6 protein-coding genes are annotated in these 16,621 nt (G+C 33.9%); 5 read left to right on the plus strand and 1 reads right to left on the minus strand.

The genetic code is table 11. The features are described 5' to 3' along the window. The first annotated feature begins 32 nt into the window (after positions 1 to 32). The 5 genes from QZN33_RS00820 (at position 33) to QZN33_RS00840 (ending at position 15,923) form a co-directional block, all read left to right on the plus strand. Positions 33 to 6,533 (plus strand): Ig-like domain repeat protein, encoded by a 6,501-nt coding sequence (locus QZN33_RS00820; RefSeq protein WP_296788464.1) that lies wholly within the window; start codon positions 33 to 35, stop codon positions 6,531 to 6,533. Between the two features lie 242 nt (positions 6,534 to 6,775). Beyond that, entirely contained in the window at positions 6,776 to 12,388 is a 5,613-nt protein-coding gene (locus QZN33_RS00825; protein WP_296788467.1) for an Ig-like domain repeat protein, read from the plus strand. Between the two features lie 160 nt (positions 12,389 to 12,548). Beyond that, positions 12,549 to 13,919 (plus strand): Asp-tRNA(Asn)/Glu-tRNA(Gln) amidotransferase subunit GatA, encoded by a 1,371-nt coding sequence (gene gatA, locus QZN33_RS00830; RefSeq protein ID WP_296788469.1) that lies wholly within the window; start codon positions 12,549 to 12,551, stop codon positions 13,917 to 13,919. Between the two features lie 91 nt (positions 13,920 to 14,010). Further along, positions 14,011 to 15,510, plus strand: a complete 1,500-nt coding sequence (locus tag QZN33_RS00835; RefSeq protein ID WP_296788471.1) for a DJ-1/PfpI family protein — start codon at positions 14,011 to 14,013, stop codon at positions 15,508 to 15,510. After that, positions 15,510 to 15,923, plus strand: a complete 414-nt coding sequence (locus QZN33_RS00840; protein ID WP_296788474.1) for a hypothetical protein — start codon at positions 15,510 to 15,512, stop codon at positions 15,921 to 15,923. Before QZN33_RS00835 ends, QZN33_RS00840 begins: the two co-directional genes overlap by 1 nt. Here the strand turns inward: QZN33_RS00840 and ribB are convergent, their stop codons facing one another. Next, a complete protein-coding gene (ribB, locus tag QZN33_RS00845) occupies positions 15,924 to 16,607 on the minus strand; it encodes a 3,4-dihydroxy-2-butanone-4-phosphate synthase (RefSeq protein ID WP_296788487.1) in 684 nt (227 codons plus the stop codon). Positions 16,608 to 16,621: the final 14 nt, after the last annotated feature.

A 16,621-nucleotide genomic window follows, 5' to 3' on the forward strand; every position in this document is an offset into this window, starting at 1 on the left:
TATTGTTATTATTAACTGTAATTCTATCATCAATGATGGTTGTTAGTGCTAATGATGACAATGCGACATTTATAGAACCTAATGACGAACTAAATATAAATGAAATATATGTAAGCCCTGACGGAAGTGATAAGGAAGGAATAGGAAGCAGCGATTCTCCATTCCAATCAATATCCCATGCAGTTGATATGGCTGGTAACAACTCCAAAATTATTTTAAAAGACGGAACATACATCGGATCATCAAACACCAACATTAACATCAACAAATATTTAACAATAGAAACTCAAGGAGACGTTACATTAAATGGTGAAGGTAAAAATTATTTCTTCAAAGTAAATAAGGATTCATCATTGATACTGAATAATATAAAATTCATTAATGGTTATACCGACTCATATTCACAGCTGGGAGCAATTAAAAATCAGGGAAAACTACTGGTTAACAATACTTCATTTAGTAAAATGGATACAGTAATGTCAACATTTTACAATGAAGGTGAATTAATTATTGACAATTCAATCATTTCAAATTCAAAATCCAAAAACATTGCAAAAAGTATAACAAATTTAGGTGACTGTACAATATCCAATTCAAAATTGAATGATGCAACTGCAAGCGACAGTGATTTACCTAACGTATATAACTTTAAAAATATCGACATTATAGAATCTCAGATTTCACATTTAAAGTCAAATGACGAATATGATGCATCATCATATCAGACAAGCATCATTCTAATTAAAAATTCAACTTTAACACTTATAGAAGCCGAAAAAGCAGATATAAAGCTTTTAAATTCAAACATTAACAGGAGATTTTCATTTAACGGATGTAATGTATATGTTGAAAACAGTAAAATAATTCCATCCTCAGGACTATTTAACACATTATCAATCTTTAAATCAAATTTTACAGCAATTAACACAATTTTTGATGCACCAATATCAAGCGGACACACAGACTTTAACATAACATATTCTTCTATTTTACATGGAATTTTAGGCGGAGGAGATAAATCTGTATTATATGCTCCTTACAACTGGTGGGGAGTTAATTCAGGCCCTGAAATAGAATATTTCAAAAATATAGATATAAGAAACTGGGCTATAGCGTCTTTTGAAATAGAAGACGGAAACAATTCTATAGGAACCACATCAAAATTTATTACTTCATTTAAATGGTTTGATGGAAACAATAGCTTCGATTTAAAAGAAAATGAATCAATTCCAACACGTCCGGTTCACTTTGAAGCGCAAAACGGAAGATTTTTATACACTACCGGAAGCTTAACAAAATCATTTGAAAACTATCTGATTGGAAATACACTGGACTGCAGTGTTTATTCAACAGTTGACAATCAGAAATTAACTTTAACAATTGGAAATGGATATTCCGCATATAATTATTTTGTAGCTCCATGGGGAGAAGACAGACCTGAAGCGGGAAGTTCAGAAAATCCGTACAGGACCCTTGGATATGCCATATCCAAAGCTGTAGACGGAAATACAATATGTCTGCTTGAAGGAATCTACAACGGCAGTGAAAATTCAAAAATATCCATTTCAAAAAACCTTACAATAATCGGACTTGGAAATGTTAATTTTTTAAGAGTTAGCGGCGCCAGCATAATGACTGTGCGTGAATTAGGAAACGTTATTGTTAAAAACATTAATTTCGGCTGCGAAGTAAGAGAATATAATGATAACCTGTTTACAGTTACAGGAGGTACTTTAACTATTGAAAACTGTACCTTTAGCGCAATTAGTTCAGCGTCAGTTATTTATACCTCCCCCGGAGTCAGCAATAACGGTTTAATACAAATAAGAGACAGTGAATTTTCAGACATTAAAGGATCTGTTGTTAGCGGACCTGCCAAAGTAAATGTGGATAATTGTTCTTTTGAAAAAATTTCCAATTTCTATTCAGTTGCAGGTATGGAAAACTACAATGCACTGTTTACAGTCACATCCTCAATTGAAATTTACAACTCCGAATTCACAAACAACACTATGGGAATCATAACCCTTCACCCGTACACATATTCAGGTTCCGGATTACTTGGAGCTTCAAATTCCCAGTATTCCAACCAGAACAGATACGCTTATATTGAAAATTCAACATTTACAAAGAATCTCTTTACAAATATGGGCAATTCCTACTCAACTATTGGCGTAGGATTTGATATTGCAGATAGTTACGGGACATTTTATGGATATATAAACAACTGTACCTTTAAAGACAACACCGGAAAAATAGCTAAGGCAACTTCAGTTAATTCCTCATCATTTTACAACAATCATGGACTTGATTATGGAGGCAGAGCTTTAATTGAAGCTGAACTGATTAACAATTCCGTTTTTATCAGTAATTTAAACAGATACACAGACTACAGTCAGGCATCCTACGGTGAAGGAATAGCCAGCGCACAGACAATCACCTATTCAACCTTCATAAACAATGAGGCATCATTCGGCGGAGCTGTTTCAAATTCAAAAGAAATTCACTACTGTGTATTTGTAAATAACACTGCACTTTATTCAGGTAACGACATCTACTCCAATTCAGGTGACGTTGACTATTCAAGCAACTGGTGGGGAGACAATAAAAAGCCGGATGACTCCAAAATATTCATTTTCCTCGGAAATTTAAAATTAACCGACTGGGTAATAATGACCTTTGAATCATACCATGAAAATACTGTTGAAGCATCCCTTGATAATTTAATAGATGATGACGGAAGCATCAAAAAAATTGGAAAAATACTTCCTTCAAGACCTGTTTATTTCGCTATTGATTTAGGAAACATTACTCCTAGCTTTGATTATCTTAAAAGAAATGTCGCTTATGCAAATATAAGTTATGATTTAAATTCCAGTGATTTTAAGGTATATGCTACTATTGACAATCAGGTTTTAGATTTAAACCTCAGAAACACAAATACAATGATATTAATAGAAAATGTTACTGTTAAAGGAAACGACAACAAATATTATATTGATTTGATTAATGCAAACGGTTTTAAAATTGCAAATCAGACTTTGACAGTGCAGATTATTAATTCAAACAATGAAAGCAAAGTGTTTACAATTAAAACTGATGAAAATGGCCGTGGAAGTTTTGACATTGACTATCCTACCGGAAAATATGAAGTTCTGGTTAATTACTATGGAAACGGATACTATGAAAAATCCAGCGCTTTGGCAAAAATTGAAATTGTAACCTCCTTTACTGAAGTCATTTCATACAACTACACCTATTTCGGTAAGAATAATGTATTTTATGGAATTTTAAAGGATGAAAACGGTAAAAATTTAGTTAACTACAATTTAACATTTACAATCATCTCTGCTAACGGAGAGAAAAGAACAGTCACTTCAAATACCGATTATTATGGCAGAAGTGAAATCATACTTAATCTGGCCGTTGGAGAATACGACATTAAAGTAGAATATCCCGGAGATTCATGGTACGCATACAGTTCAAGTTACTCCCACATAATAATTAAACCTGTCAATTCAACAATTACAGTGCCTGATGTGACATTATACGGTGAAGGAAACCTTTACAATATCACATTAAAAGATTCATATGGAACTTTAATCAGAGGGGAAAACATTCAAGTTGCAATTTCACAGGCAAACAAAACAGACAATTTCATATTGCAAACAAATGAAAATGGAATAGCGAGCTTAACTGTAAACTATATGCCCGGAACCTATAATGTTAAAGCAACATACAAAGGAGATGACATCTATGGTTCTGCTGAAGATTCAGGTAAAATTACTGTTAATAAGGTTTTAACAATAGTTTCAGGCTTCCATCATAAAATAATTCCTTTAAATGGTCTTTATACTGTTGTTTTAAGCGACATGTACGGAAAAAGAATTAACAATGGAACTGTAACACTGAACTGCTATCAGGGAAAGCTGGTGAAAACCTACACAAACACTACCGACCCTAACGGAGAAGCTTCATTTATAATCGATTTGGCTGAAGGAACCTATCTGACAACAATAGATTATGACGGAAGTCTATGGTATAGTGATGCAACAAATGCAGCGACAATAGTGGTTGATAAAAACGCAGTTCTGGAGTCTGTACGTCTTAATGCGACAGATTTAGTGCAATACTATGGCGAAAACAAGTTCTTTGCAATTGACTTTAACGATCCGAATGCATATGATCAGTACGGAAAAACAATAACCGTGAGCATATCTAATGAAAAATGGTCCCAGTCTTTTGAAGCTGTAACAGATGCGTTTGGTACTGCACGTTTACAGATAAAATTAAACCCTGGTGAGTACAATGTCACTTACAAATACTCCAATCAATATTATAACATTTATGGAAGCGGTTCAAATAAAATAACTGTCTATAAAATGCCAGTAACATTAACATCTAATGACTTAATCATGAATGTTAATGATCAAAGACTCTTCGAGGCAACATTAAAAGACACTAACGGCAAAGCAATCTCAAATATGCAGATTCATGTGAAATTAAATGGAAAGGAATATGATATTACAACTAACGACAAGGGAGTAGCTAGCCTTCCTCTTAATTTAAATATAGGAGAATATGAAATCGAATACAGCTTAACACATCCTAACTACATTTACTCATCAAATACAAATAAGATTTTAGTTGTTGACACCAAACAAACATCTACACAGATAATTGCTGAGGATATTACTGAAGATGAAAACAATCTGATTAATTTCACATTAACATTAACAGACTGCCTTCATAACGGCATATCCTACAGTGAAGTTACACTTGAAATTATTGACCTGGAAGGAAAAACAATCAAAAAGATTACTGACGTTAGTGATGCAAACGGCAATGTCATATTTAAGTTCACTTTGGATTATGGAAGATATACACTTAAATCAGACTTCAAGGGAAATGATTTGTATTTGGCAAGCAGCAGCATTAATATAGCTAACATCAAAACCAGTGATAATCGTACAAAAACCGTGATATATACAGGTGACGTTCAGATTAGCGCTAACGATACATTCAATATCGTTTTATGTGATGAAAACGGAAAATTGCTTTCAAATAAAGAAATTACATTCATTTTCAAAAACATGACATATAGCACAAAAACAAACAGCAAAGGAGAAGCTTTCGTTAAAGCTGATGTAGCATCAGGAATACACAACATTAATGTAGTCTTTAATGGTGATGACAATCTAAGACCTAGTTTCAATAAGGTTAAATTGTATGTTTCCAATTTATCTACAAAAATTTATGCACCTAGCCTAGTAAAATATTACAGAAATTCAACACAATTCCATGCATTGCTTACAAGCGATTCCGGAAGGCCACTGGCTAATCAAATTATCAGTGTAATCCTGGATAATGCAATATACAACTGCACTACAGATGAAAACGGCTGGATAACATTAGACATTAACTTAAAACCGGGCCACTATGATGTGGAATGTCATTTTGCAAATGAAAGCTCTGAAGAATATTCATTCAACAAAACAACTATTGATGTTTTAACAACAATATTAGGCCAGGACGAAGTTAAAATTTATGGAGATAGCCCATATCTAACTATTAAGTTTTTAGATGGCGTAGGAAATGGACTCAAAAATAAGGATTTCGTGATAGGAATTGACAGAACAAATTATTTTGCAACCACAAATGATGAAGGAATATTCTACTTTGATTTGAATTTGAATGCTGGAAATCATGTAATTTCAGTTATAAATCCTTTTGACGGATTATCTGAAAGCTATAAATTGACAATAAAACCAACAGTAATAGTAAATAATCTTATAAAAGTATTGGGAGACGGCCAATACTACACAGCAACATTTTATGATAAAAATAACTCACCGGTGACAAATAAAAACGTTAATGTTATCATTAATGGAATTAATCACACTTACAAAACAGATAGCAACGGTAAAATAAAATTAAGCATGGAATTTAATCCAGACAGCTATCTTGTAACAGCAATAAATCCTATAACCGGAGAATATGTCGAAAATACAGTTAAAGTTCTTAGTCCAATAAGTGAAAATAAAGATTTAACCATGTATTTCACAAGCGGATCTAAATTTAAAGTGCGCATCATTGCTGCAGGCGGAAAAGCAGTCGGTGCAGGAAAAACTGTTAAATTTAAAATTAATGGAAAAACATATACTTCTAAAACAAACAAAAACGGCTATGCATCATTAAAAATTAACTTGAAAGCCAAAAAATACACAGTAACAACCCAATATGGAAAATATAAAGCAACAAATAAGATAACAGTGAAACCTTTATTGACTGCAAAAAATATTTCCAAAAAGAATGTTAAAAAAGTTACCTTTAAAGCAAAACTCGTTACAAATAAAGGAAAAGTAGCTAAAAACAAAAAAATAACTTTTAAATTTAAAAACAATAAATATACTGCAAAAACAAATAGTAAAGGAATAGCTACCATTAAATTAACTTTAAGCCCTGGAAAATACAAGATACAATCCATTTATGGAAAATCCAAAATTACCAATACAATAACTATTAAAAAATAGGGAAAAATATACCTTATTTTTTAAATTACTTTTTTTTATTCATCGAAATTATCTATTTATTGAATAATTCATTTAAAATTAAGTTTAATAATTATTATTTTATTAAATTATATATTAAAAAAATTTAAATATACTTTATGACAAACATAATTTCCATGTAATCAATTCAGTTGATTACATAAATTTTATAGAGGTCGAAACTTTTGAAATTTAATAAGATTTTATTTTTTACAATTGTTTTAATGGCCATATTATCTTTAGGAGCAGTAAGTGCTCAAGATAATGGAACTGATGATGTAACATCAGTCAGCCAGGACAATTCAATACAATTAACAATAAATGACGATTCAAAACTTAGTGACGACGCTTCAACAACATATAACAAAACAGTATATGTTGAAACTGCAAAAGGTTCAGACACCGGAGCGGGAAGTGAAGCAAGTCCATACGCAACAATAAATAAAGCAATCAGTGATGTTAATGCATCCGATAATACTGTTATTTATTTAGGTAGTGGAACTTATTCTGGAGATAACAATACAAACTTAAAAATTGATTTATCCCATAGAAATTATGGTGGAAGTTTAACCTTAATCGGTGCTGAAGACGGTACCACTGTAATTGACGGAAGCGAGGAATCTCCAATTATTGCGGCAATAAGCAGTGACTCAATTGTTACTTTAAAAAACATCATATTCAAAAATGGTAAAGCAAATATGGGTTCTGTAGTAACTTCTGCAGGTGACTTAACTATTGATAACTGTGTATTTGAAGAAAATTATGTTACCAATTTAGCTGCTGTTTATTCTGAAAAAGGTAATTTAACTATCACAAATTCTAAATTTAACAAAAATTCAGGTAACCAATATGTTGATTTATATTTCTCACATGATGGTTTTGTAACCTTAATAAACAACACATTTGAAAACGGTGTTGCAACAAGCTCCTGGGCAGATACTCCTGCAGTTTATGTAGGTACTGGTAAACCAGTTATTAGAGGAAATACCTTTAAAAATTTAACCAGCTCCCGCAGTGCAGCAGCATTAGCTGTAAGATACAATAACGGAGATAATTTTGCAAATATTACTGACAATACCTTCATAAACTGTACCTACACAGGTTCAAATGGAGGAATTGTATTTTTCCAAAATTCATATCTTAAAGGTAACAAATTCATCAACTGCACATCCAGAACATCTTTACTTTATTCTGTAACTGATTTCAATGCAAAACTTGCTTTTGAAGATGTAGCTGTCGACGGTACAAGTTTTACCTTAAAAGCTAATGTAACAGATGACATGGGAAATTCAGTTGTAGGTGCAAAAGTAATTTTCACTATTGACGGTGCAAATGTCGGTACTGCAACTTCAAATGCAGAGGGTGTTGCAACCTTAAATGTAAACAAATTATTGGAAAACGGCGAACACCAAATTTCCGGTACACAAGCATATGATAATGAAAATCCATTTGATGTAACTGTAAATAACGGTACTGCAACTGTAGACTTCGATCACTCCCCTGCAGAGGTATGGGTTTCAACTGAAGGAAATGACGAAACAGGTAACGGTAGTGAAGACAATCCGTTCTTAACCCTTAAAAAAGCTTTAGATTATGGAACTGCAGCTACTGTAGATTTAACCGTACACATTAAAAATGGTTTATACAACGGATCTCAAAACAGAGATTTATCCTATTCCAATGTTGGAAAAATTACAATTATCGGTGAATCCTATGGAAATGTCATCATCGATGCTGAACATGCAAAATCCGGCGAAGGATGGTGGGCATCCGGATCAAACATATTCAAATTTGGTCAAAACCTTGAAATCAAATTGGTTAACTTAACCTTAATCAACTGTGAAGGTAATCCTGTAGATGCATATGGATTAACAATGAAAGATAATATTGTAATAAACTCCAGCACTATCCGTGCTCAATCACCAAATGAAGGAGTAATCATTGACAATATAAAAATCATCAACGGAACAAATCAAGCAATCAACGCTTATAATTTAGTTTTAACCAATTCAGTGATTGAAAACTGTAATGGTAAAACTTCAACCGGTTTACTCTGGTTAACTACCAATGGCGATCGTGTAACATATTTAGAAAACAATACCTTTAAAGGCAACACAATCGAGGGTTATTCAGGTGGTGCAGCATATTATGTTCAATCTGATTTAGTAAGTATCAACAACACCTTTGATTCAAATACCGTAACCGGAAGTGCATCAAATATTGCTTATGCAACAGGTAATAACATTACTTCAATCAATGATAAGTTCATCAATAATGAAGTTCCAAGTTATGTTGCTCAATATAGAAGCAACGGTAATTATGCTAGTGAAATTATTGTAGAAAACATTACTTTCATCAACAATAGGGCATCTGCAAATGGTGCAGGATTAGTAACTACCGGTGCTAATATCAAAGGCGGAAAATTCATAAACAACACTGCTGCAGGAAATGGTGGTGCAATATACTTATTAAACCACGGAAAAACAGCTCAAGTAAGTGAAATGAGCATTGAAGATGTTACTTTTGAAAATAATACTGCATCTTGCGGAAATGATATATTCATTGCTCCAGGTCAAGGAAACAATGTATTTGCAAACTTAACTGATTTAACAATCACTGCAAACAGCAAAAATGTAACTGAATTATCAGACATCATAACCGTAACCGTATCCCACCCATCAGGTGCAATCATTGGAGGGGGTCAAGTAACCTTCTACTTCGATGGTAATGTAGTCGGTAAGGCTGATTTAATCAATCAAAATGCAACCTTAGAATACGTCGGATTTAAAAATGATACTGAATATCAATTCACAAGCGTTTATGAATATGCAACCGAAAACGATACCTATGTAAACGGTACTATATCTACAAACATTGCTGATGCTTTAGAAAGCGTAGAATTCTATGTATCTGACAGCCTTGGTGATGATGAAAACGGAACAGGTAGTAAAGACAATCCATTCAAATCCATTTCTAAAGCATTAAGTGAAGGTTATACAAAATCCACAAACATTACTGTTCATGTTTTAGAAGGTAATTACACCGGTGAATTAAATACCAATTTAAGAATTCCAACAACTGTTGACGTATTGTTAGTCGGTGAAGACGCAGACAAAGTCATTGTCTCAGACAGTGCTGCTGATTACTTCATTACTGCTTTAGCAGGTAATGCTAAATTAACATTAGCTAATGTAACTTTAAACAGAGCTGCTCGTGATACCCAATCTGCAATTTATGTTGAAGAAGGCGCTAATGTAGAAATTGACACTGTCAAATTCATCGGCGGACAAGGTAACAATGGTGGTGCTATCAATACTGCAGGTACTTTAACTATAAACAATTCCTACTTCTTCGATAACGGTTATGCAGATGTAACTAAAAGAGCAAACGCTTATTATGGTGGAGCTATTTACAATGATGGTGTTTTAATAATTGATAATTCAACATTTGAAGCAAACCATGCAGGCAGATTATCCACTATTGCAAGTCAAGGTACATTATACATGAAAAATTCACAGGTAATTGACAGCCTTGACGCTTACGCAATGAATATGGACTTAGTGGCTATCGGTGCATTTGGCGGTCAAAAAGGTAATATCACAATAGAAAACACTGTTTTCACTGTTACCAACAGAACAGTTAATGAACTGTCCAACCGCATATACATGCCTCAAAATTCATTGACATGCCTTGCAATCGGATCCAGTGAACATGTAACAATTATCAACTCTACATTCGAAGATCAAGGTGGAAGATACACTCCAAATGCATTTGGCGGAATCAACTCCTGGAACCTTGCAGGAGGAGGTTATACCATAGTACCTGGAGATATTGAGGTCTATAACTCAACATTCAGAAATTTACAGGCAGTAAGCTTATTCTACTCAAGAACTGACGGAACTTCATATGCTTCCCACAGATTATTTGACGGATGTTTATTTGAAAATGTAGAATATATAATCGCAGCTCTCAACTCAGGTAATTTCTCAGTAGACATACACAATTCTGTTATTTTATCAAATGATACTGCCAAAATAGGAATTGCTTCCGGTAAAACTCTTGAAATGGATGTTTCCAACAACTGGTGGGGAAGCAACAACGCTACATTTAAGAATGCTACTATTGGAACTTCCAATTTCATTTCCAATTATGTTTTAAAACTCAGAGAAATCAGCTCAGAAGTAGTAAACCCTGAAAACTATCTGGTTTTAACCTTAAACCAAACTGGAAACGATGTTGAATTAGCATTCAAATCATTTGATGGTGAAAACTTAACTGATTATGACGGATCCTTACCTGCTAGAGAATTCACAATTAATGCAACAGGTGCTGTTTTAGGAACCAACAACGGAACTATTGCAAATAAAGTTACAACTCCTGTTAGTGTTGACGGTGACAGTTATGAAATTGAAGCAACTGTTGACAATGAAACTGTCAACTTAACTGTTGTAAGAAAAGACACCCAAATAAGCATTGATTCCATCAATAAAGATTTAAGCATTAATGCTACATTAACTGATATTGACGGCAAACCTCTAAGCAATGCAACTGTTTCATACGAAATCGGTGATGTTAAAGGAAATGTCACCACTGATGAAAATGGTAACTTTAACATTCCATGCGTTGCTAACGGTGAAGCATTAATTAAATTTGAAGCAACAGGCAGTAACTTTGGTTGCAATAAAACTTTCACATTTGACGGAGTTGTAAAAGAAAATTCAACTACTGTAATTACAGTTCCTGAAGAAATCAAAATTGGAGACGATTTAGCTGTTCTTATTTCAGTTGAAAACGCAACCGGAAATGTTACTCTTATTGTTGACGGTGCTGTTAATGTATTACCTTTAGAAAATGGTATTGCAACTTATATTATGGATGCTATTGCTGCAGGTGAACATTCAATTGTTGCAATTTATTCTGGAGATGACACTCTTAACCCATCATATAACGTAACAGGTTTCTATCTTGAAGTATTCGCTACTGAATTTACAAACCTAACTCTTGACGGAAGCGGATTCATTGATGGTGTTTTAGTAAACAGCCTTGGCGATGCAATGAACAACACAGTCATATTCTACACATTAGATGGTGTAAAATACAACACTACAACTGATGAATATGGTGCATTCATAATAAACATTACTAAAAGTACTGATGTTGAAATTTCATACGCTGGTGACGATTACTACCTGCCAACTAACATTTCAATTAAGTTAGAAAACGTAGCTCCTACAAGAACCGCTACTGTTATCAACAGTAGTGACTTCACACAATATGCCTGTGATTTCTATGAAGGAGAACGTGGTGGAAACTTCACATTCCAGCTCTTGGACATGGTAGGCAATCCTCTTGCAAATAAAACCATCTACATCGGTTACAACGGTGTAACATTAAACAGAACAACCGATGAAAACGGTTTCGCAAATGTTCAAATTAACCTCAAAAACGCAGGTTTATACACATTTGTAGTAGTATTCCTTGGTGATGAAAACTACAACGCTTCCATGGCAGTTCACAAAGTAGTTATCGACAAAAAACCTACATCCATCTCTGCAAGTGCAAAAACATTTAAAGCTACTGCAAAAACCAAAAAATACACAGTAACTTTAAAAACCATCCCAGGATCATCCATCGATGGAAAAACATACCTTGCAGCAGGCAAAAAAGTTACCATGAAAATCAATGGAAAAACCTACACAGCAAAAACCAATGCTAAAGGTCAGGCAACATTCAGCCTTAAAATAACCAAAAAAGGCAAATTCGCAGCTTCCATTAAATACGATGGTGACGTAACATACAAAGCTTCAAGCAAATCAGTAAAAATAACAATTAAATAGTGAGATTCCATCTCACTAACTTTTTTCTTTTTTTAATCCAACATCAAAGTTATTGATAATTAATCATTTTTATTTTTAAAACACCTTAAAAAAAACAACCTATATAAACCTTGAAAAATAAAATAATAATATTATAATTTATGATTATTTAGGTGTTTTAATGAACGTTATTGAAAAGTTAAACTCCATAAAAAATGGAGAAATGACAGCTAAAGAAAATGTGGAAAGCTTCATTAAAGTTATCGATGAAAATAACGAAAAAATTAATGCATTTATTGAATTGAACTATGAAAATGCATTAAAACAAGCTGAAGCCATAGATGAAAAAATAGCTAATGGTGAAGACGTTGGTGCTTTAGCTGGATTAGTATTTGGTATAAAAGCAAACATTAATGTTGAAGATATGATTATTTCAGCAGCTTCCAAAACCTTAGAAGACTATTACGGAAGCTATAACGCAACTGTCGTTGATGAAATTCTTAAAGAAGACGGAATAATCATCGGTATTTTAAATATGGATGAATTTGCAGCAGGAAGTTCAACCGAAACTTCATACTACGGACCTACCCAAAACCCAGCTGCTATGGGCAGAATTCCTGGAGGTTCTAGTGGAGGTTGTGCAGCAGCTATCGCAGCTGACATGTGTGATATCTCTATCGGTTCAGATACCGGAGGATCCATCAGAAACCCTGCATCCCATTGTGGAGTTGTTGGATTTAAACCAACTTACGGTGCAGTTTCTAGACAAGGTCTTCTTGACTTGTCAATGAGTTTAGACCAAATCGGACCTCTTGCAAATGATGTAAGCGGAATTGCAGTAGCTTTAAATACTATTGCAAAATATGATGAAACCGAATGTACCACTCTTGACTGGGAAAAACCTGACTTTACCGAAGTTTTAGAAGATACTTCCCTTGAAGGAATGAAAATAGCTGTATGTAAAGAATTCATTGATGTTACAGACGATGAAATCAACAAAACAGTGAATAAGGCTATCAACAAACTGGTTGATGCAGGCGCTGAACTTGTTGAAGTCAGTTTTGACTACATCGACTTATGTTTACCAACATATTACTTAATCAACTATGTGGAATTCTTCTCCGCTACAAGAAAATATGACGGAAGAGATTACGGTTCCAGAATTGAAGAAGTATGCGGTGATGAAGTATTAAGAAGAATCAAAATAGGTTCTCACATTGCTGAAGCTGAATTCAGTGGTAAATACTACAAACAAGCTTTAAAAGCAAGATCTGTAATCAGATCTGAAATCACTTCAATGCTTGAAAATGTTGATATGATTGTAGGACCAACAGTTCCTAAACTTCCTCACGAAATTGGTGAAGAGTTAGAACCAATGGAAATGTATGCATACGATATTTTAACAGTAATAGCTAACCTTGCAGGAATTCCGGCAGCAAGCATACCTGCAGGTGAAGTGGACGGCATCCCTGTTGGTTTACAGATTCAGGCTAAACCATTGGATGACTTAAAAATTATTAAAGCTATGAGTGTTTTTGAAAACACTCAATAAACTTCTTTTTTTTATTGAAATTTTTACACTTGAAATACACCTCTAAATTTTATACTGCATAAAATACAATAGATTATCAAGAGGTATTTTTATGACAAAAATCGGACTTGCTTATGTTAGTGGAGCAGTTCCAGGATTTGAAGATTTTGGAAACCTACCAACAGACATTGTTAAGGAAAACGGACTTGTTAACGGTAATAAGGCTTCGCAAGAACTTGATGCTTTAATTATTCCAGGCGGTACACTGATTGAATCAAATGACATTAACATGCCATTAAACAAGGAAATTAAAAAAATGGCACGTGACGGGAAACCTATAATAGGAATATGCGCAGGTTTTCAGCTGCTTTCCAATCAGATAGATATCGGCCGTAAATCACCAGTGCCAATCGTTAAGGACGGACTTGGTATTATTGACGTTAATTTCTCACCGTTAATTACCAGTGACCGTGTCAAGGCAAAAGTCTTTGACAATTCATTTCTGGTAAAAAATCAAAAAGAAGATGTTGACGGTTTTCACACACATACCTACGGCAAAGTCGAAGGGGATGCAAAGCCGCTGTTCTATTCTAAAGTTCAGAGAATGAATTACGGGGACACTAACGAAAAAGGCGATTACAATATCTTTTCCGGTGCATGCAACGATGACGGAAATGTTATCGGTACCATGATACATGGAATTTTAGATGAAAATCCGATTCTTGTAGAAAACTTAAAAGAACAAATAGACATACATCTACATGACATGGATGATATTTACAGTAGAAATAAACAGGTTAAAAAATTCTTACAAAGTGAAGTAGGAATCAACACTAACATTAAAGTACCTTCAATTAAAACAACCGGAAAACCAAAATACTTGATGATTGGAAGTAACGGGTCCGACTCCGGAAAAACTTTCATACTTACAGGACTTGCAGGAGCACTTAGAAAAAGAGGTTATAAAGTAGCACTTCTGAAAGTTGGTCCTGATGTTCGTGACATTATACCTGGACTTTACCTGACCAAAGGCAAAATGGAAGAGTTTGCATCAATAAAAATCGGTCATTTAGGTTGGAGGGACATTGAATCTACAATAGCAAAACTCAACTCATCAGACTATGATATAGTACTTATTGAAGGAGTTATGAGCGTATTTACCGGTCTTTTAAATGAAAAAGTACCATTTTCCGCTGCAGAAATTGCAATGTCTTCAAATATTCCAATGATTTTAGCTTCAGGTGTAAATAAAGGTGGAATTGAATCAGCAGCAATAGATCTGGTATCACATGCGAATATGCTTGAAAAATTCGGTGTTGATGTAGAGGCAATTCTGCTCAATAAAGTATACAATGACAGTATATTCGACAATGTGGTACCTTATATTGAAAACAATACAAATGTCAAAAAAGTACTAAAACTTCCAAAATTAAAGTCCGCTGATATGAGAGGATTCATTCCCGAAGTGGAAATCAGATATGAACTGTTTACATCACATGCCATGGATCTGATTGAAAATAATTTAAATATCGATGAAATTATCAGTATGGCCCGTGAAGTGGAGTTCAACAAAATCTATTCATATGAAGAAATAAAAAGTAAGGTGATATAATGGCTCTTAATTTAAGCCCAGAAACTGGTGTTAAACTAACAAAAAAAGACAGAGCTCATGTTTTATCAAAAATGAAACAGGGCTGGAAAGCAACATGCCTGATTCCGGATTATGTATTTGATGAAAATGGAGATATACAGATCGGTTCTGATAAGAATCGCCGTCTAGTAAAAATCGTCAAATTCAAAGATGACGGAATTTATATTGAAAAAGCTCTTAAAAGTAAAAATTTAAGAATTACATGGAATTTAGTGGCTCATATAAGCCAGTCAAAAGAAGTAAGGGACGGTTTAGAAATTAAAATGCGTGACGGAAAATACGTCACATTCAGCATCTATAATTCCTATAAAATTAAGCAAATAACTGAGTTTATTGCAAATTATATAGCTAATAAGTCTAATGAGACTCATTAGTTATTCTTCTAAATATTTATTGATGATGTCTTCGCCTTTAAGCAAGACCAATCCGTTTTCTTCTGCGTATTTGCGAGCATCTGCAACAGAAGTAGCCTGTCCGGTTTCACCATCCATCATTTCACAGACTACACAAACAGGAGTGACACCAGCCATTTCACATAATGCAAGACCGATTTCAGTGTGTCCCTGTCTATTTTTTACAAGTCCGTCTGCTCCTCTTAAAAGACAAACGTGTCCAGGGGATCTGAATGTTGCACCAAACTCATCGAATCTTTCTTCTTTCATCATCAAAGCCATTTCGCTGATTGTCATTGCTCTGTCATGGTCTGTTACACCAGTGAAAGATTTTCTGTGATTAGTCCAAATTGAAAATGATGATCTTTCATCATATGGAATGTCATTTGGTGCAAGTTTAGCGAGTTCCGGATATTTTTCAGTAGCTGCTTTCATAATATCTACCATAAATGGTAAATGAATAGCGTCACAATAATCAGAATGTAAACAATTACAGATTAATCCGCCTGCGTCATTTCTCATGGTTGCAATTGATTTAGGGGTTACAAATTCAGAAGCGATAATCATGTCGACTTCTCCTTCCCTGTCATCATCATCGAAAACGAGTACGAATTCACCATTTCTAATAGCTTCTAGAGCTTCATCTAAATTTGTTTCTTGATTCATAGTAATATCTCCTT

Origin of the sequence: uncultured Methanobrevibacter sp. (genome assembly GCF_900314615.1) — an archaeon.
Lineage (GTDB): Archaea > Methanobacteriota > Methanobacteria > Methanobacteriales > Methanobacteriaceae > Methanocatella.